This is a genomic window from Actinomycetota bacterium (assembly GCA_014360655.1).
In the GTDB taxonomy this organism is placed as follows: domain Bacteria; phylum Actinomycetota; class Geothermincolia; order Geothermincolales; family RBG-13-55-18; genus JACIXC01.
In genome coordinates, this window is record JACIXC010000002.1 from 128165 (window position 1) to 147153 (window position 18989).

18 protein-coding genes are annotated in these 18989 nt (G+C 65.9%); all 18 read left to right on the plus strand.

Features of this window, described 5'->3' with window-relative positions:
* Nucleotides 1-1150 precede the first annotated feature (1150 nt).
* The 18 genes from smc (at nucleotide 1151) to tsf (ending at nucleotide 18962) form a co-directional block, all read left to right on the plus strand.
* Complete coding sequence (smc, locus tag H5T73_02075) at nucleotides 1151-4699, plus strand: chromosome segregation protein SMC (GenBank protein ID MBC7246553.1); 3549 nt, start codon at nucleotides 1151-1153, stop codon at nucleotides 4697-4699.
* A gap of 190 nt (nucleotides 4700-4889) precedes the next feature.
* On the plus strand, nucleotides 4890-6230 hold the full coding sequence (ftsY, locus tag H5T73_02080; GenBank protein MBC7246554.1) for a signal recognition particle-docking protein FtsY: 1341 nt from the start codon (nucleotides 4890-4892) through the stop codon (nucleotides 6228-6230).
* Nucleotides 6231-6383: 153 nt separating this feature from the next.
* Entirely contained in the window at nucleotides 6384-7712 is a 1329-nt protein-coding gene (ffh, locus tag H5T73_02085) for a signal recognition particle protein (GenBank protein ID MBC7246555.1), read from the plus strand.
* A 74-nt stretch (nucleotides 7713-7786) separates the two neighbouring features.
* Nucleotides 7787-8035 carry a 30S ribosomal protein S16 gene (gene rpsP, locus H5T73_02090; GenBank protein ID MBC7246556.1) on the plus strand — a complete coding sequence of 83 codons (249 nt, stop codon included), beginning with the start codon at nucleotides 7787-7789 and terminating at the stop codon, nucleotides 8033-8035.
* 22 nt (nucleotides 8036-8057) lie between these two features.
* Nucleotides 8058-8288 (plus strand): KH domain-containing protein, encoded by a 231-nt coding sequence (locus tag H5T73_02095; GenBank protein MBC7246557.1) that lies wholly within the window; start codon nucleotides 8058-8060, stop codon nucleotides 8286-8288.
* A 5-nt stretch (nucleotides 8289-8293) separates the two neighbouring features.
* Nucleotides 8294-8812: a 16S rRNA processing protein RimM gene (gene rimM, locus H5T73_02100; protein ID MBC7246558.1), complete on the plus strand. Its 519-nt coding sequence runs from the start codon at nucleotides 8294-8296 to the stop codon at nucleotides 8810-8812.
* A 58-nt stretch (nucleotides 8813-8870) separates the two neighbouring features.
* Nucleotides 8871-9617 (plus strand): tRNA (guanosine(37)-N1)-methyltransferase TrmD, encoded by a 747-nt coding sequence (gene trmD, locus H5T73_02105; protein ID MBC7246559.1) that lies wholly within the window; start codon nucleotides 8871-8873, stop codon nucleotides 9615-9617.
* A 150-nt stretch (nucleotides 9618-9767) separates the two neighbouring features.
* Nucleotides 9768-10115, plus strand: a complete 348-nt coding sequence (gene rplS / locus H5T73_02110) for a 50S ribosomal protein L19 (GenBank protein ID MBC7246560.1) — start codon at nucleotides 9768-9770, stop codon at nucleotides 10113-10115.
* A gap of 9 nt (nucleotides 10116-10124) precedes the next feature.
* The gene (gene lepB, locus H5T73_02115) at nucleotides 10125-10844 is read left to right on the plus strand and encodes a signal peptidase I (protein MBC7246561.1); all 720 of its coding nucleotides are present in this window, start codon (nucleotides 10125-10127) and stop codon (nucleotides 10842-10844) included.
* Between the two features lie 12 nt (nucleotides 10845-10856).
* Nucleotides 10857-11486, plus strand: coding sequence for a ribonuclease HII (locus tag H5T73_02120; protein ID MBC7246562.1), 630 nt, complete (start codon nucleotides 10857-10859; stop codon nucleotides 11484-11486).
* 73 nt (nucleotides 11487-11559) lie between these two features.
* Nucleotides 11560-11949 carry a YraN family protein gene (locus H5T73_02125; protein MBC7246563.1) on the plus strand — a complete coding sequence of 130 codons (390 nt, stop codon included), beginning with the start codon at nucleotides 11560-11562 and terminating at the stop codon, nucleotides 11947-11949.
* Nucleotides 11950-11958: 9 nt separating this feature from the next.
* On the plus strand, nucleotides 11959-12537 hold the full coding sequence (locus H5T73_02130; GenBank protein MBC7246564.1) for a hypothetical protein: 579 nt from the start codon (nucleotides 11959-11961) through the stop codon (nucleotides 12535-12537).
* Between the two features lie 134 nt (nucleotides 12538-12671).
* Nucleotides 12672-14228, plus strand: a complete 1557-nt coding sequence (locus H5T73_02135) for a YifB family Mg chelatase-like AAA ATPase (protein ID MBC7246565.1) — start codon at nucleotides 12672-12674, stop codon at nucleotides 14226-14228.
* The gene (gene dprA, locus H5T73_02140) at nucleotides 14212-15339 is read left to right on the plus strand and encodes a DNA-protecting protein DprA (GenBank protein MBC7246566.1); all 1128 of its coding nucleotides are present in this window, start codon (nucleotides 14212-14214) and stop codon (nucleotides 15337-15339) included. Before H5T73_02135 ends, dprA begins: the two co-directional genes overlap by 17 nt.
* Before the next feature lie 124 nt (nucleotides 15340-15463).
* Entirely contained in the window at nucleotides 15464-16369 is a 906-nt protein-coding gene (locus tag H5T73_02145; protein ID MBC7246567.1) for a tyrosine recombinase XerC, read from the plus strand.
* A 43-nt stretch (nucleotides 16370-16412) separates the two neighbouring features.
* Nucleotides 16413-17234, plus strand: coding sequence for an RNA polymerase sigma factor WhiG (gene whiG, locus H5T73_02150; protein MBC7246568.1), 822 nt, complete (start codon nucleotides 16413-16415; stop codon nucleotides 17232-17234).
* 280 nt (nucleotides 17235-17514) lie between these two features.
* On the plus strand, nucleotides 17515-18315 hold the full coding sequence (gene rpsB / locus H5T73_02155; GenBank protein MBC7246569.1) for a 30S ribosomal protein S2: 801 nt from the start codon (nucleotides 17515-17517) through the stop codon (nucleotides 18313-18315).
* 47 nt (nucleotides 18316-18362) lie between these two features.
* The gene (tsf, locus tag H5T73_02160; GenBank protein MBC7246570.1) at nucleotides 18363-18962 is read left to right on the plus strand and encodes a translation elongation factor Ts; all 600 of its coding nucleotides are present in this window, start codon (nucleotides 18363-18365) and stop codon (nucleotides 18960-18962) included.
* The last annotated feature ends 27 nt before the right edge of the window (nucleotides 18963-18989 follow it).

Below are 18989 nucleotides of genomic sequence, written 5' to 3' on the forward strand. Positions count from 1 at the left end.
TTCTTCCGGCGGCCGGGCCGCCGGGTAACGGTCTCGCTCGCAGGCTCGCTGCGACCGACCCGGTCGTTCCCGGCCTGGGTCGGTTGCGTATAAGGAGGCCGGGCCGGGGCTCGTGCTCGCTCCGCGACGCGCGGCCTCGCGATGGTTTCACCCTTTAATGCAGGTGCTCAATCCATGCAAGGGTTTATCATATGCCTTCCTTGTCCGGAGGCCGCTTGCGATGTCCCTCGCCCGACCCCGGACCCGGCCTTGGTGGGTGGGTATATGTACTTCTTCCGGCGGCCGGGCCGCCGGGTAACGGTCTCGCTCGCAGGCTCGCTGCGACCGACCCTGTAGTTCCCCGGGCTGGGTGGGTGGAAATACGTCCTCCTTCCGACGGCCGGGCCGGGGCTCGTGCTCGCTCCGCGACGCGCGGCCTTGCGATGGTTTCACCCTTTAATGCAGGTGCTCAATCCATGCAAGGGTTTATCATATGCCTTCCTTGTCCGGAGGCCGCTTGCGATGTCCCTCGCCCAACCCCCGGACCCGGCCTTGGTGGGTGGGTATATGTACTTCTTCCGGCGGCCGGGCCGCCGGGTAACGGTCTCGCTCGCAGGCTCGCTGCGACCGACCCGGTCGTTCCCGGCCTTAGTGGTTGCGTATAAGGAGGCCGGGCCGGGGCTCGTGCTCGCTCCGCGACGCGCGGCCTCGCGATGGTTTCACCTTTTCATGCGGGTACTCAATCCATGCAAGGGTTTATCATATGCCTTCCTTGTCCGGAGGCCGCTTGCGATGTCCCTCGCCCGACCCCGGACCCGGCCTTGGTGGGTGGGTATATGTACTTCTTCCGGCGGCCGGGCCGCAGGGTAACGGTCTCGCTCGCAGGCTCGCTGCGACCGACCCGGTCGTTCCCGGCCTTTGCAGGTTGGAAATCCGTTCTTCTTCCGGCCCGGGGCCTCAGGGTAACGGTCTCGCTCGGCGCCGCGTGAATATGCTCGCTGCTCGCCGTTTCTTCAGGTGCGGAGGGATATCCCATCAGGTGAGAACGTACTTATAATATGGGCGAAAAGGTGCCGGAATGGAAGCGGACCTGGCATGAAGGGGAAAGCAGGGGGCAAAGAGAAAAATATTAAAACCGTACCGGGATAGGAGGAAAGGAGAGCCGACGAGCATGTACCTGAAATCATTGAGCGCGCGCGGCTTCAAATCCTTCGCCGATAGGATAACCCTGGAGTTCGAGCCCGGGATCGCGGTTATCGTCGGTCCCAACGGCAGCGGGAAGAGCAACATCGCGGACGCGGTGCTCTGGGTGCTCGGGGAACAGAGCCCCCGCAACCTGAGGGGGAGCAAGATGGAGGACGTCATCTTCTCCGGCAGCGCGAGCCGCCAGCCCCTCAACATGGCGGAGGTATCGCTGGTCCTCGACAACAGCGGCGGAGGCATCCCGCTTGCGTTCCCGGAGGTGGTGGTGACGCGCCGCATCTTTCGCAGCGGGGAGAGCGAGTACCTTCTCAACAACACTCCATGCCGCCTCGTGGACATACAGGAGATACTCTCCGACCTGGGCGTGGGGCGGGAGTTGACGGCGGTGGTGAGCCAGAACCGGCTGGAGAGCATCCTCCGCAGCGGCGCCGAGGAGCGCAGGGTATTCATCGAGGAAGCGGCCGGTTTGCGCAAGCACAGGCGCCGCAAGGAGAAGGCCCTGCGCAAGCTGGAGGCCATGGAGCACAACCTGGTGAGGGTAAGGGACATCATCTCCGAGGTGAACAAGCAGTTGCGTCCCCTGGAGAAGCAGGCGCAACAGGCGCGCGAGAGCAACCAGCTGGCCTCGGAGATAAGGGATCTGTCCCTGCGCATGCTGGTGGCCGAGATGGAGGACGTGAGGAGGCAGTGGGAGGAGCGTCGGCAGGAGGAAGGGAACCTGCAGGAGAGGCTGGAAACCGCGGTCGCGGAGATAAAGGAGAACAAGGAGAAACGGGCCGCGCTCGAGGCGGAGGTAAGGGTCCTGCGCGAAGCGCTCGACGCCTGCCGCGAACGCGACATGAGGCTGCTTTCCCTGGGGGAGAGGCTGCGCGCCTGTGACAGCCTGGGCCGCGAGAGGCTCAGGCTTTACGCGGCGCTCTCGGGCGAGGCGGACTTGCGGGAGAGGTGGCGCTCGCGGAGGGAAGAGGCGGAGGAGAAGATGGCGGCCCTGGAGGCCGAGCTGGCGCAGGCGCTGCAGGAGATGGAAGGGATGCGCGGGGAGGAGGCATCCATGCGGGAGCGCCTCGGCCGCCTGAGGGAGGAACTGGGAAGGGCCCGGGAGGCAAGGGATGAGCTGCGGCGATCCCTGCAGGGCGCACGGGAAGGGCTCGCGCAGATCTCGGAAAGGCTGGCGAAGGAACTGGAGCTCGGCGAGTCCCTCGAGGTCGAGGAACGGACCGCCCTGGCGGAGCGCGAGAGGCTCGCCGCGGAACGCTCCGGCCTCGAGGAGACGGCGGCCCGCATGGAGGAGGAGCTGGCCAGGGTGGAAGAGCGGCGGCGGGAGTGCGAGGAAAGGCTGGCCGCGGTCCGCGAGGAGCTCGCCCGCCGCGAGGAAGAGCTCGCTTCCCTGTCGCGGCTTGAGGCGGAGTCCTTCCGTGAGGAGGCGCTGGCGGCGGCCAGGTTGCAGGCGCTCCAGGAGGTGCAGGATTCCCACATCGATTACGCCGCCGCGGCGAGGCGCGTACTGGAGAACAGCGGCGGGCTGCCGGGCGTGAAGGGGTTGCTGCTGCACGAGATCAGGATAGAGGAGAAATGGGAGAAGGCGATCGAGTCCTACCTGGGGCCGTGGCTCTTCTCCGTCATCGTGGAGAGGCTCGGCGACGCCATGGCCGCGGTGCGCGCGCTGAAAAGGGAGGGCGAGGGCTTCGCCATTTTCCTGCCCCTGCGCGAACTGGAAACTTCTTCCATGCAGGAGGCGGCAGGCGTGGCGGAGGCGGTGGGCGGCGTTTCCGCCCTCCAGGTGGTGGAGTGCTCACCGGAGATACGGCCCGCCGTCGTGTCCCTGCTGGGGGACGTGGTGCTCTGCTCCGGCCTGAGAGAGGCGGAGAGCAAGGCGGAGCTGTTCCCCAGGCTCACCTTCGTGACCGCGGACGGCGACGTCATAGCGCCGCGGCGCGCGGTGAAGGGAGGGGCGCGCCCCCGCAGCCCCTTCCACGTGGTCGCCAGGCGGCGGGAGATGGAGCGGCTGCGCGAAAAGCTCGCGCTCTGCGAGGGGGAGGCGAACGACCTGGAGGCGCGGCGCGTGGAGGCTTCCGGAGCCGTTTCGCGCCTGCGCGCCGAGCTGGAGCGCGTGGCGGACGAGAGGCGCGGTCTCGAGGGAGAGATACGGGAGGGGGAGACGGCGCTGCGAGGACTGAGGCAGCGGATAGAGGAGAAGGGGAAGGAGCTCGCGCGCCTTGCGGAGAGAATGGACGATATCGCGGGGAGGCGGGCGGAACACGAGGAGAGGCTGCAGGGCCTGCGGGAAGAGGAGGAGGAACGCCGGCAGACCATGCGGTGCGCCGAGGCGCCCCTCGGGGAAGCGGAAACCAGGGTGGAGGAACTGCGCGGCCGCGAGAGGGAGATGGCGGAGCGCCTGCAGGAGCTGAAGGCGCACGAGGCCTCCCTGCGCGAACGGCGGTTCCACCTGGAGCGCAGGATAGCGGAACTCGAGGAGGAGGCGAAGGGACCCGCGGTGCCGGGGAAGGAGAAGATCGCGCAGGTCGCGAGCGTACAGGAAAGGCTGCTCACCCTCGTGGCCGACCTCTCGGAGGTGCACGGGAGGTTGACGAGGCGCATGAAGGAGCGCGAGGAGGCGACCAGGTCGAGGCTCTCGGAGGCGGAGGCGGAGATCGCCGCCCTCCAGGAGAGGCTGGAAGAGCTGGAGGAGCGCGAGTCCGAACTGCGCGAGATGGTGCATCACGGCGACCTGGCCTCCACGCAGCTCAAGATGCGAGTGGACATGCTCGTGCAGCGCCTGCTGGAGGAGTTCAAGGTCCCGCTGGAGACGGCGTTCAGCGAGTACATGCCGACGGAGAGCATGGAGGAGATGCGTTCCAGGCTGGAAAGGCTGGAAAGGCGCCGGGAAGCGCTGGGGCAGGTGAACCCCAGGGCGGTGGAGGAATACCAGGCGCTGAAAGAGCGTCACACGTTCCTCATGGAGCAGGTGGAGGACCTGCGCGAGAGCAAGGCCGCGCTCCTCAAGGTCGTACGGGCGATCGACCGGGAGATAATCCGCATATTCAAGGAGACCTTCGAGGAAGTGAACATGCATTTCCAGGAACTCTTCGAAAAGCTCTTCCCGCAGGGGAGGGCGGAGTTGAGCCTCAGCGACCCCACGGACCTCCTGCACACGGGGGTGGAGATCGAGGCCCAACCCCGCGGCAAGCGGCTGAAGAAGCTCACCCTGCTCTCGGGAGGAGAGACGGCCCTCATCTCCCTGGCCTTCCTCTTCGCGATCTTCAAGACGCGCCCCAGCCCCTTCTACTTCCTGGACGAGGTGGAGGCGGCCCTGGACGACGTAAACCTGCACCGCTTCCTGAACATGCTGCGCGAATTCAAGGGCGATTCGCAGCTCGTAGTCATCACCCACCAGAAGCGCACCATGGAGATCGCCAACGTCATCTACGGCGTCTCCATGCAGGCCTCTGGCGTCTCGCGCGTTGTCAGCCAGAAACTGGAAGAAACGGAGCGCCTGGAGCGCACCGGCATCGCCTGACCTCAACACGAGCCCCTTCCGGTCATCCGCGCGGGAAACATGCCGCGTAGACGTTCCAGGCCGCTTCGGCCGCGGGGCGCGGTGCAGGGCGCGCGGGCGGCGGTCACGCTATTTACGCTATGATATTCAATGGCGGTGTCCGGGGAGCGGCAGGCGCGGCCCGCCGGCGGCGTTAGCGAGGATGATGGTGATGGGAGAGGACAGGAAAAGCGACAGGGAGAGACGGAAGAGGGACAGGGAGGAGAAAAAGAGGCGGGAGAGGGAGGAGAAGGCCCGCCGCAGGGAAGAGCTGAGGGAGCTCCGGGAGGCGCGCAAGAGGGAAAAACTGGAAGCCCTCCGGGAGCTGGGCGACCTCCCTGACGTGGGGCGTGGCGAGGGAGAGGAGGTCCGCTGCGCTCCCGGTAGCGTGGAGGGCGCGTGGGAGATGGCGCGAGGGGAGGCGACGCCTGGCGGCGTCGCGGCAGGGCTGGCCCCTTCCCCTGCTTCCGGAGAGGGCCGGTGGGACGGGTTGGAGGCGGCGGCACGGGAAAAGGAGGCCGCATCGGAGGGTACGGCCGCCGCCGTGTCCGTGCGGGGCGAGGATGAGACGGGGGAAGGGAGAGAGGGAGCCGGGAAGGAGGAGGAAAGGGAGAGTTGGTTCTCCCGCCTGCGCAGGGGCCTTTCGCGCAGCCGCAGCGGGCTGGTCACGCCCCTGGCGAGGGCCATGGCGGCACGCCGTTTCGACGACGCCTTCTGGGAGGAGGTAGAGGACATCCTGGTGGGGGCAGACGTGGGCATGGAGATGACCATGCTCCTCGTGGAGCGGGTGAGGGAAGCGGTGGCGCGGGAGAAGCTGAGGGAGCCGGAGGAGCTCATGGAGGCCTTCCGCAGGGTGGTGGCCGAGGCCCTCGACACGGGGGAACGTTCTCTGCGCTTCGCCGACCCCGGTCCCAGCGTCTTCATGGTGGTGGGGGTGAACGGGACGGGAAAGACCACCACCATCGCCAAGCTGGCGCACCTCCTGCGCGGCGAGGGGAAGCGGGTGCTCCTGGCGGCGGGGGACACCTTCCGGGCGGCGGGCATCGAGCAGCTGGAGACATGGGGGGAGCGCGTGGGCGTGCACACGGTAAAACACCGGCAGGGGGCGGACGCCGCCGCCGTGGTGCACGACGCGGTGGAGTCGGCCCTGGCCCGCGGCATGGACGTGGTCATCGCCGACACCGCCGGCAGGCTGCACACCAAGGCCAACCTCATGGAGGAGCTGAAGAAGATCAAGCGGGTGGCGGAGCGCAACGCCCCGGTGACCGAGACCCTCCTGGTCATCGACGCCACCACCGGGCAGAACGGGCTCATCCAGGCGCGCCAGTTCAAGGAAGCGGTGGAGGTGACGGGAGTGGTGCTCACCAAGCTGGACGGCACCGCCAAGGGTGGCATCGTGGTGGCCATCGCCCACGAGCTGGGTATCCCCATCAAGCTCATCGGCGTGGGCGAGAAGCTGGACGACCTCCACCCCTTCGACCCGGAGGAGTTCGCATCCGCCCTCTTCTCCTGAGGGGACGGGGAAGACGGGGACGGACGACTTTTGACATTACCTGGCCTTTCGGATAGTTTAAATAGTTTAGTGGTGCGGCGTTGACCGCCCGGGCAAGAAGACGGGAACGTGCCCCGCGAAACGGCGTCCGGCGGGGACGGCGGAGGGAAGAGGATGTTCGATAACCTGAGCGACCGCCTGCAGGACATCTTCAAGCGCCTGCGGGGGCGCGGGAAACTGACCGAGAAGAACGTCGACGAGGTGATGCGCGAGATACGCCTCGCCCTCCTTGAGGCCGACGTCAACTTCAAGGTGGTGAAGGATTTCGTAGGCAGGGTGAGAGAGAGGGCGGTGGGACAGGAGGTGCTGCGCTCCCTCACGCCCGCCCAGCAGGTGATAAAGATAGTGAACGAGGAGCTCACCGAGCTCCTGGGCAGCAGGAACGAGCGCATCAGCTTCGCCGGGAGGCCGCCCTCGCTGATCATGCTCGTGGGCCTGCAGGGCTCGGGCAAGACCACCGCCGCCGCCAAGCTGGCCCATCACCTGCGCGGCCAGGGGCGCCACCCCCTCATGGTGGCGGCCGACGTCTACCGCCCCGCCGCCATCGACCAGCTGGAGAAGCTGGGGCAACAGGCGGGCATCGAGGTCTACGCCGAGCGCGGGGCCGACCCCGAGACCATCGTGGAGCACGGCATACGCAAGGCGGAGAAGGAGGGCCTGGACACGGTGATCGTGGACACCGCCGGGCGCCTGCACATCGACGAGGGGATGATGCAGGAGCTGGTGCGCGTAAAAAGGAAACACCCGCCCCACGAGACCCTCCTGGTCGTGGACGCCATGACCGGCCAGGACGCCGTTAACGTGGCGCAGGCCTTCGCGGAGCAGGTGGGGTTCGACGGCGTCATCCTCACCAAGCTGGACGGTGACGCGCGGGGCGGCGCCGCCCTCTCCATCAAGTCGGTCACGGGCAAGCCCATCAAGTTCGCGAGCGTGGGGGAGAAGATAGGGGACCTGGAGCCCTTCTACCCGGACCGCATGGCCTCGCGCATCCTTGGCATGGGGGACATGCTCACCCTCATCGAGAAGGCCCAGGCGACCTACGACGAGAAGAGGGCCCAGGAGCTGGAGAAGAAGCTGCGCAAGCAGCAGTTCACCCTGGAGGACTTCCTGGAACAGATGGGGCAACTGAAGAAGATGGGCCCCCTGGACCAGATCCTGGGCATGATCCCCGGCCTCTCCCCCGCCAAGCTGAGAGGCCTGCAGGTGGACGAGCAGCAGTTCAAGAAGACGGAGGCCATCATCCTCTCCATGACACCCGAGGAGCGGCGCAGGCCGCAGATCATAGGCGCAAGCCGCAAGCAGCGCATCGCCCGCGGCAGCGGCACCAGCACACAGGACGTCAACCGGCTCCTGCAGCAGTTCCAGCAGATGCAGAAGCTGATAAAGCAATTCGGGAAGATGTCCCCCAGAAAGATGGGACAGATGTTCCCCTTCCAGTTGTAGCGGATCCGCGCGATTAGCGGGACGGGAGCAAGGAAAGGAGTGCATGTTACTTGGTGAAGATCAGGTTGCGGAGGATGGGGGGGAAGAAAAAGCCCTATTACCGCGTGGTGGCTGCGGACGCCCGCAGCCCGCGGGACGGCAAGTTCATCGAGACCCTGGGGCGTTACGACCCGCGCTGCGAGCCGTCCCTGATCGAGCTGGACGAGGAGAAGGTCCTGGACTGGCTGCGCAAGGGGGCGCAGCCCACGGACCAGGTGCGCAGGCTCATGGAGATCAAGGGCGTCTGGCAGAGGTTCCAGGAGGAAAAAAGTGGAAAGCAATGATGGAGGCAAGCGGGGGTCGGCCATGAAGGAACTGCTTGAATACCTGGCGAAAGCCCTGGTGGATAACCCGGACGGCGTGGAGGTGACCTCCGTGGAGGGCGAGAGGTCGGTCATCCTGCAGCTGCGCGTGGACCCCTCCGACGTGGGCAAGGTGATCGGCAAGAACGGGCGCATCGCCCAGGCCATGCGCACCCTCATCAAGGCCTCCGCGACCAGGGAGGGCCGCAACGCCATCGTGGAGATCATCGACTGAAGGCCATGCCTCGTGGTGGCGGGGAAAGCGACCTGGTGATAGCCGGAAGGGTCCTCAAGCCCTACGGCATACTGGGTTGGGTGAAAGTGGAGGTGCTCTCCAGCAATCCGCGGCGCTTCGCCTCCGGCAATTCCTTCATCCTGGAGGGAGAGGAAGGGCGTAAGCTCGTCCTGCGGGAGACGAAGAGGACGACGGGGGCGCTGCTCGCCCGCTTCGACGGGGTGGAGACGCGGGAGGAGGCGAAGGCCCTGGCGGGAAGGCACCTCATGATAACCCCGCAGCAGATGGGGGAGGCGCCGGAGGGGGCCTACTGGGAACACGACCTGCTCTCGCTGCGTGTCTTCACCACGCAGGGCCGCTTCCTGGGGGAGGTGGTCGAGGTGATGGAGACGGGCGCCAACGACGTCCTGGTGGTGAGGGGAGAGCGGGAATGCCTCATCCCCATGATCGGGGAGGTGGTGATGGAGATAGACCTGGAGGAGGAAAAGATTACCATCAACCCCATGCCCGGCCTGCTGGACTAGGCGCTCACCGCATGTCACCGCCGCCGCGGCGGGCCGTTCTTTCCCGGAGGTAAGCGAGGTGCGCATCGACGTTTTCACCATTTTCCCGGCGATTTTCACTTCCCCCCTGCAGGAAGGGCTGCTGGGAAAGGCGATAAGGAAAGGGATCGTCGAGGTGCGGGTGCACGATATACGGGAGTACGCCCCCGGCCGGCACCGGCAGGTGGACGACGCGCCCTTCGGGGGAGGGGCGGGGATGGTCATGAAGCCGGAGCCCGTCTTCGCGGCCGTGACGGGCGCGCTGGGGTACGGGATGGATGAGCTGGAGAGGCTGCGGGAGGAGGTGGCGGTGATCATGCTCACTCCCCGCGGAGCCAGGCTGACCCAGGAGAAGGTGGCCGAACTGGCCTCCCTTCCCCATATCGCCCTCATCTGCGGACGCTACGAGGGGGTGGACGAGAGGGTGCTCGAGCACCTCTGCAGCGAGGCCCTCTCCGTCGGCGACTACGTGCTCTCCGGCGGCGAGTTCGCGGCCCTGGTGATCATCGACGCGGTGTCGCGGCTGCTGCCGGGCGTGCTGGGGAACGAGGCCTCCCTGCGCGAGGAATCCTTCAGCGGCGGCGTGCTGGAGTACCCGCAGTACACGCGTCCCGCGGAGTTCCACGGTTGGAGGGTGCCGGAAGTGCTCCTCTCGGGGGATCACGGCGCCATCGAGAGGTGGCGCCGCGAGGCGGCCAGGGAATGGACGAGGAAGGTGCGGCCGGAGCTTTTGGGCGAGGAGGACGGAGCCGCCGGCATGGGGGAAGGAGGGGAAGGGGGCGGGTAAGACGCGGGCGCCGCGGCGGGGGGGCTCGTCACCGGGACCGCCGGGTTTCTTTCACGCGCGCATGAGTTAAAATGTACGGGATCGCCCATCGGCGCCTCACTTGCCCGGAGGCTGGTCGATGGTTTGTAATAGAACGGAAAGGAGGAGAGGATGCAGAGGACGGACATCGTAGAGAGCGAATACCTGAGGGATGACATACCGGATTTCCGGCCCGGGGATACGGTAAAGGTCCACGTCAGGGTGGTGGAGGGAAACCGGGAGCGTATCCAGGTCTTCCAGGGCGTGGTCATCGCCCGCAAGGGCGGGGGCACGCGCGAGACCTTCACCGTGCGCAAGGTCTCCTTCGGGGTGGGCGTGGAGAGGACCTTCCCCCTGCACTCGCCCATCATCTCCCGCATCGAGGTGGTCTCCCAGGGAAAGGTGAGGCGCGCCAAGCTCTATTACCTGAGGGACCGCGTCGGCAAGGCGGCCAGGATCAAGGAAAGGCGCAGGACCTGAGGTAGAGTCATGGCTGTATCCCCTCCCGGCGGTTCCCGCGAGGAGCGCGAGCCCGAGGAAAAAGCCGCCTCGCCTGCGGGTCAGGCCAAGGAGGGGGAGAGAGGGCCGGGCATCTCCACGCGGCGGGCCGGTGGAGGGGGCGACTGGTACGCGGCGGCCCTGGAGGTGGCGGTACTCTTTATCACCGCCCTGGTACTGGCCATATTCCTGCAGGCTTTCTTCATCAAGCCCTTCATCATCCCCTCTCCATCCATGGAGCCCACGCTCCAGGAGGGCGACCGGGTGTTGGTGGACAGGCTTACCTACCATTTCCGCAGACCGCGCAAAGGGGAGGTCATAGTCTTCCGTTTCAATCCCAACGACCCGGCGAACGCGACACAGGGCGGAAACCCGCTCTCCCGCTCACTGGACCTGCTGGCGGAGGTGCTCAACATCACCCACCAGGAGGCCATGCCCTTCATCAAGAGGGTGGTGGGCGTAGAGGGGGACGTGGTGGAGCTGCGCGAGGGCCAGCTTTACGTGAACGGCGAGCTTTGCCAGGTAGACTACGAGTACGTGTCGGACGGGAGCAACGGCAGGTGGGAGGTGCCCGCCGGGACGGTGATGGTCATGGGGGATAACCGCCCCAACTCCAACGACAGCAGGAGATGGGGGTTCGTTCCCTACGGTTCCATCATCGGCAGGGCCGTGGCCGTCTGGTGGCCTCCCAGCCGCTGGCGGGGCCTCTGAGGTTTGCGGACCATGGACCCGGCCTCGCATGCCGCGGAGAACTGGGCGCGCAGGCTCGGCTTTGCGAGGATAGCGGGCACCGACGAGGCGGGACGGGGGGCACTGGCGGGACCGCTGGTCGCGGCCGCGGTGGTCCTGCCGCCGGGGGAGCGCTGGGAGGGGCTGGAGGGTCTGGCAGACTCCAAGTCCCTCACGCCGGGAAGGCGCAGGGAGCTCTTCTCCCGCATCACCGCGGCGGCGCTCTGCTGGTCCTACGCCTGCGTCTCCCCGCGGGACATCGACGAGGCGGGCCTGCAGGCGGCGAACGTCGCGGCCATGCGCGAGGCCGTGCTCTCCCTCACGCCGGCGCCGGACCTGGTGCTGGTGGACTACTACAGGCTGGAAGGCCTGGGGATCCCGCAGTGGAGCCTGGTGCACGGGGACCGCTTATCTCGCAGCGTAGCCGCCGCCTCCATACTGGCCAAGGTGATACGCGATCACCTCATGCTGTCGTGGTGGGTTCGCTACCCCGAGTACGGGTTCGAGCAACACAAGGGATACGGGACTTCGTTCCACCGCAGGGCTATCGCCCTGCACGGACCGGCCCCCTGCCACCGCGGTTCCTTCCGCGGCGTGCAGCAGATGCGCCTGGGATTCGCATAGCACGGGACGGGATGGGGTGCGCGGGTCGGCGGGTCGCGGCGGCGGTTTCGGGGGAGCGGATGCGAGGAGGACCATGCACGGGAAGCAGGCGGAGGGCGGGCACAACCGCAGCATGGGCCGGGAGGGGGAGGAGGTCGCCTCCCGCTACCTGAGGAGACGCGGTTACCGCATTTTGGAGAGGAACTACCGCTCGCCCTTCGGGGAGCTGGACATCATCGCCGGGAAGGCGGGGAAGCTTGTTTTCTGCGAGGTCAAGGCGCGCACCGTGGGAGACGCGGAGGAGGCGCTGGCCGCGGTGGACGCCAGGAGGCGCGAGCGCATGGCGAAGGCCGCTTCCTATTATCTCGCCCGGGAAAGGCCTGAGGTCACCGTCTGCCGCTTCGACGTCATAGCCTTGCTGAAGAAGGGCGGGAAGTGGAAAATAGTCCATGTCGAGGACGCCTTCGTAATGGGAGATCTATGAGGACTGTGGGTGATCATGAAGCCCTGCCCCTGGTGCGGAAGGAACAACCTGGACAGCGACGAGTACTGCTTCAACTGCGAGCGTGACCTCAACGCCGTGCCTGGTCCCGAGGACGAGGTGTGGGTCGAGGAGGAGATAAGGCGCATCCGCGTGCGCAAGCCGCCCTCCCTGGTACGGCTGGTTATCTCTTCCCTCCTGCGCAAGGCGATATACGGCCTGCTGGCGCTGGGGGGTTTCTTCATCGTGGCCCTCGTGGCCATCTGGGTCAGTTACGACAACACGGTGGTCGCCCTGGCGGCGCTGGCCCTGTTGTGCCTCTGCGTTCTACTCTCGGTTTACGGGCCCGACGTAAGGCTCTCCCGCAGGATAGGGATGCGCGGCGTGCTGGTGTCCGCGCTCACCAACCTGATAATCCTCGGCGTCTGCGTGCCGCCCTCCCTCTGGTTCTTGAGGCACCGCGGTTACATAGCGGGCGTTCTCCCCTTCCTGGCCCACACCTGGTGGGCTTTCGCCGCGTTCCCGGTCCTCGGGTGCCTGATCTCCTGGCTGGCGGGGAGGAAGGCGCCCGCGGAAACGGCCGCGCCCTGACGGCACCTCACCGTATTTTTCCGACGCGGGGCTTCCTTTCGCGCGCGAAGCATCCCGCCGCGCGGCGCACGATAATCCTCTTGTCTTATTCATATTATATAATATATATAACATGGGCAGGAGGTGATCGTGAAATGTACGCGAGGCTGGACAGCTGCTCCATACTGGGCATGGAGGTGTTGCGTGTAGAGGTGGAGGTCAACACCTCGGGCAGCCTTCCGGGAATATACATGGTCGGCCTTCCCGACGCCGCGGTCAGGGAATCCTACCGTCGCATCAAGGCGGCGATCGCCAACTCGGATCTCCCCTTCCCGGGGCAGCTCATAACCGTGAACCTGGCCCCCGCCCACCTGCGCAAGGAGGGCTCATACTTCGATCTGCCCATAGCCCTGGCCATGCTGGCGGTCACCGGTTGCCTGGACGCGGGCGCCTTCGCCGGGAGGCTCGTGGTGGGCGAACTCTCCCTCAACGGGACGGTGCGGGGAGTGCGCGGCGCGCTGGCCATGGCCCTTTGGGCGAGAAGGGAGGGATGGAGGGAGATAGTGCTGCCCCTGCCGAACCTCGCGGAGGCGTCGCGCCTGGAGGGGATAGAGGTGGTGGGCGTTGAGAGCCTGCGGCAGGCCCTGGAATACCTGCAGGGGAAACCCCTGCCGCGACCGGAGATACGCCGCATGGAGGAGGGCGACGAGGAAGGCCCGTGCCTCTCGGAGGTCAAGGGGCAGGCGCACGCCAAGCGGGCCCTGGAGATAGCCGCCGCGGGCGGCCATAACATAGTCTTCGTCGGGCCGCCGGGTTCGGGAAAATCCATGCTCGCGGAGAGGTTGCCCGGCATCCTGCCGCCCCTCGATCCAGAGGAAGCGCTGGAGGTGTCGAGCATCCACAGCGTGGCCGGCCTGCTCGACGGGGAGCGGCCCCTGTGCAGGAGGCCCCCTTTCCGCGCGCCCCACCATTCCATATCCCACGTGGGCCTGGTGGGAGGGGGAAGGAACTTCCCGCGGCCGGGAGAGATAACCCTCAGCCACCGCGGCGTCCTCTTCCTGGACGAGCTGCCGGAATTCAAGCGGGACGCGCTGGAGGTCCTCCGCCAGCCCATGGAGACGGGCGTGGTGACCATTTCCCGCTCCCTCGTGAACACCACCTTTCCCGCCAGGTTCCTTCTCGTGGCGGGTATGAACCCGTGCCCGTGCGGCTTCCTGGGAGACGAGGTGCGCCGCTGCTCCTGCCCTCCCGGTAGGATCAAGGCCTATTACAACCGTATCTCCGGTCCGCTCCTGGACCGCATAGACCTGCAGGTGGAGGTGCCCAGGCTTTCCCCCCGGGAGCTGGTGGAGCTCCCGCGCGGGGAAGGGTCGCAGGCGGTGAGGGAGCGCGTGATCGAGGCCAGGGAGAGGCAGAAGAGGCGCTGGGGTGGGGTCGCGTCCCTTAACGCCCACGTGGACATGACCGCCATGCACAGGTCCTCGCCCCTGGGGAGGGAGGAGAGGGAGTTCATGTTCGCCGCCGCGGGACGGCTGGGCTTGACGGCGCGCGGCTTTGACCGCTGCCTGCGCGTGGCGAGGACCATCGCCGACCTGGCCGGCAGGGAAAGGGTGACCGTCGCCGACCTCGCGGAAGCGGTGCAATACCGTTCCCTGGAAAGGTTGCGGAGTGCGTGGGCGATGGAGGAGGTGGTCCATGGAAAGGGCATATAGGGCCGCCCTGGCCTGCCTGCCGCGCATGAGCCCGCTCTCCCTGCCCAGGCTTATCTCCATGGCGGGAGGGGCATGCGAGCTCTGGGACCTCATCGCGAGGAAGAGCCCCGCGCTGGAGAAGTCGGTCGGGGCGGAAAAGATGGGGCTCTGGCGGTCGGCCTGCCGTGAGGCGGAGCCCGCGCAGGTGCTGCGCGGCCTGGAGGAACGGGGTATAAGGGTCATAATCCCCGGGGATGGAGCCCTTCCCCCGGACCTGTGGTCCATATACGACCCTCCGGCGCTGCTCTTCGCCGCAGGGAGGGAGGTGGACGCCCGCGCTCCTTTCGTCGCGGTGGTGGGCGCCAGGAAGGCTTCCGGGTACGGGAGGAGGTGCGCGCTCTTCCTCGCCTCGCAGCTGGCGCAATGCGGCGTCGTGGTGGTATCGGGAGCGGCGTACGGGATCGACGGGCATGCCCATCGGGGCTGCCTTGAGGCGGGCGGTCCCACGGTGGCCGTGCTGGGATGCGGCATCGACCGCGTCTATCCCCCGGCGCACGCACAACTCCTGGAGCGCATAAAGGAGAACGGGTGCCTTCTCAGCGAGTACGCGCCGGGCGAAGAGCCCCTGCCCTGGAGATTCCCCCACCGCAACCGCCTCATCGCCGGCCTGTCGCAGGCCGTGGTGGTGGTGGAGGCCTGCGAGAAGAGCGGCGCGCTGATCACGGCGGAGTTCGCGCTGGAGGAGGGGAGGGAGGTGATGGCGGTTCCCGGGCCCATCGACAGCCCACTCTCCAGGGGGACGCACTCGCTCATACAGAAGGGCGCCAAGCTGGTGGCGGGCGTCGAAGACGTGCTGGAAGAGCTGCAGGGGTTCCATCTCGAGCCGCCGCTCACGGGAACGGCGTTCACTTGCGCGTCGCCCGGCGCGCACGGTGAACTGCAGGCGAGGGAGAGGGCGTTGCTGGCGCTCCTGGTAGACGGCGCAAAGTCCCTGGACTCCATGGTCGAGGCGACGGGCGAGCCACCCGGCGAGATACTGGCCTCCCTTACCTCGCTGGCGCTCAAGGGCTGGGTTGCGGCTGAGCCGGGAGGCAGGTACTGCGCCACACGCCACCTTGGCGAGCTTGCATGACCGCCATTCGTTTAGTAACATTAGTTATAAATAGCAACATAAAATTCAGATATTGACAATAATAGATTTTAGTTTAATATTATATATAATTTTAACAGCAAGGTCGGCGAAGACGGGAGTGACGATGCGGGAGGAAACGGAGGATTTCCTACGCTTCCTGGAGACGGAGCGCAACCTCTCTCCGGAGACCCTGCGGGCTTACCGCGGGGACCTCGCCCTCTTCCTGGACTTCTGCGAGCGCGCCGGGGTGGGAAGTCCGGAAGCGGTGTCTCACCGTTTTATGAGGCGCTACCTGGCAAACCTGCAGAGCAGAGGTTATGCGCGCTCCACGGTCGCCAGGAGGGCCGCCGCCGTGAGGGGGCTCTTCCGTTACATGGTGCGCACGGGACGCCTTGAGGTCGACCCCACCCTCTCACTCACCCTGCCTCGGCGCGAAAGGAGGTTGCCCAGGGTCTTGAGCCTGCGGGAGGTGGAGAGCGCGGCCGCAAGGCACTCGCTTTACATATACCGCACCTCGTTGCGCGACATGGCGCTGGTGGAGCTGCTCTACGCCACCGGGATGCGCGTGGGAGAGCTAGCCGCGCTGAACCTGGGAGATATCGACCTGAAGAGAGGGGAGGTGAGGGTTCTCGGCAAGGGACGCAAGGAACGCGTGATCCCCGTGCATCGCGTGGCAGTCGAGATGATCGAGGCCTACCTGACCAAGGAAAGACACCGGCTTGCCGCGAATACAGGTATGGCAGGCGGGAAGGCGGAGCCCCTTTTCCTGAGCGTGAGGGGCGGCAGGTTGAGCGATCGGGGAGTGCGTCGGGTGGTTGAACGCTTCTATCGCGGGCTGGAAGGAGGGAAAAGGGTGAGTCCCCATACCCTCCGGCACACCTTCGCCACGCACATGTTGCAGGGCGGGGCGGACCTCAGGTCCGTACAGGAGCTGCTGGGCCATGTTGATTTATCGACTACCCAGATATATACTCATCTTAACAAAGGCCGAGTAAAAGAAGTGTTCTTTCAAGCCCATCCCCGCGCATGATGTCACCGCGAGAGACGAGCGTCCGGAAACCGAGATGGGGAGCATGTTGAATACGGCAGACTTTTACAAAAGAGGGGCGAGGTTGGAAGACATAGCGGATGTAAGCGGACTCTGGAAGCAGTTCAAGGAAGAAGGTTCGCAGGAGGCCAGGGAAAAGCTCATCCTCAACTACGCGCCCCTGGTGAAGTACGTGGCGGGCAGGGTTTCGTCCAGCCTTCCCCCCAACATCGAGTACGCGGACCTGGTAAGCTACGGCATCTTCGGCCTTATCGACGCCATAGAGAAGTACGAGCCGGAGAGGGGGATCAAGTTCGAGACCTACGCCCTGGCCAGGATCAAGGGGGCCATCATCGACGAGCTGCGCTCCATCGACTGGGTGCCCCGCTCCATCCGCTTCAAGGCGAGGGAGATGGAGAAGGCCTACGTCACGCTGGAGAACGAGCTCAAGCGGCTTCCCACGGACGAGGAAGTGGCCCGCCACATGAACATCAGCCTGGACGAATACCACCAGCTGCTGCAGCAGATGAGTTTCATCTCCCTTGTGGCCCTGGACGAGCTGTGGAACGTTGGCGGCGACAAGGGGGACAAGGTAAGCCTGGTGGATACCCTGGAGGACTCGCGGGTCAAGGATCCCTCCAAGACCTACGAGGTGGAGGAGATGAAGCAGATCCTGGCCAGCGCAATCAACCGCCTTCCCGAGCGGGAGAAGATCGTGATCAGCCTCTATTACTACGAGGGGCTGACGCTTCGGGAGATCGGGGAGGTCCTCGGCGTCACCGAATCCAGGGTCTGCCAGATGCACACCAAGGCCATCCTGCGACTGAGGGGGAGGCTGGCCAGCGCGAGAGGGGCTTTGGAGGTCTGATACCTCCACCGCGTCCGCGGCGTACGTGGGAAGCGAGGCCCGGCGGGAGCGCGGCCGTTGCCGGGGAAGAAGGCCCTGTGCTATATTTTACTGGCGCCGGGAAGTACTGAAAGGAGGTGGGCCGAGGAGGCTTTTCGGGAGGACGGCGCAGCGAGGCCCGCCACGGGCGGGATTTTTTTGTGGCCGTTAAAATTCACACGTCCGCTGACCCCGTGCCCTGGTGCCCGGCAGGGTGGGTGCGGGGGTAGAGGCGGGCGGAGGAGAGAACCAAGGAGGAACCATGACCGTCGTTTCCATGAAACACCTGCTGGAAGCGGGGTTCCATTTCGGGCACCAGACCCGCAGGTGGAACCCAAAGATGGCGAAGTACATCTTCACCGAGCGCAACGGGATATACATCATCGACCTGCAGCAGACCCTGTCACTCATAGAGATCGCCTACAATTTCATAAGGGACACGGTGGCGCAAGGCGGGTCGCTCCTCTTCGTGGGGACCAAGAAACAGGCGCAGGAGGCCATAAGGGAGAACGCCCTCCGTTGCGGCATGCCCTACGTGACCAACCGCTGGCTGGGCGGGACGCTCACCAACTGGGTGACCATCAGGCAGCGGCTGGAGAAATTGCGGCAGCTGGAGGAGATGGAGGCCTCGGGGGAGATCGACGCCATGCCCAAGAAGGAAGCGACCAGGGTGCGCCACCAGCTGGCGAAACTGCGACGCAACCTGGAGGGGCTGCGGGGCATGGAGCGCCTGCCCGACGCCCTCTTCATCATAGACCCCCGCAAGGAGAACATCGCACTCATGGAGGCCCGCAGGATGGAGATCCCCGTGGTGGCGGTGGTGGACACCAACTGCGACCCCGACCTGGTGGATTACGTGATCCCGGGGAACGACGACGCCATCAGGGCCGCCAACCTCATCTGCAAGATAATCTCCAACGCCGTCCTGGAAGGGAAGCAGCTCGGGGAGGTCATGCGCTCCCTGCAGGGCACGGAGGAGGAAGAAGGGGAAGGCGGGGAAGGGACCGCCGCGGCCGCCGAGGAGGAGACGGGAGCCCCGGAGGAGGAAAAGGTAACGGAGTGAGCGGCCGACACGTGACGCCGTGGTACGCCGTGATGTAAGGAGGAGAAATGGAGATAAACGCCGCACAGGTGAAGACGCTCAGGGAGTCCACCGGGGCCGGCATCATGGATTGCAAGAAGGCGCTGCAGGAAGCGCAGGGCGACATGGACAAGGCCCTGCGCATACTGAGGGAGAAGGGCCTGGCGGGAGCGAAGAAGAAGGCCGGACGCGCCGTGGCCGACGGCGTGGTGGACGCCTACATACATCTCAACAACCGCATCGGCGTGCTGCTCGAGGTGAACTGCGAGACCGACTTCGTGGCGCGCAACGAGACCTTCCGCGCCATGGTCCACGATATCGCCATGCACATCGCCGCGGCAGGCCCGCTCTTCGTCTCCGCCGAGGACATCCCCCCGGAGGTGCTCGAGCAGGAACGCGAGATATACCGTGCCCGTGCCCTGCAGGAGGGCAAGCCGGAGAAGGTGGTCGACAAGATCGTGGAGGGCAGGTTGAAGAAGTATTACGAGGAGGTATGCCTCCTGGACCAGCCCTTCGTGAAGGACCCCGAGATAACGGTGGGGGAACTGGTACAGAGGACCATCGCGGCGCTGGGCGAGAACATAGTGGTGCGCCGCTTCGTGCGCTACCAGCTGGGAGAGGCCCTCTGAGGCCCGGGGAACGTGCCCGCGCCCGGC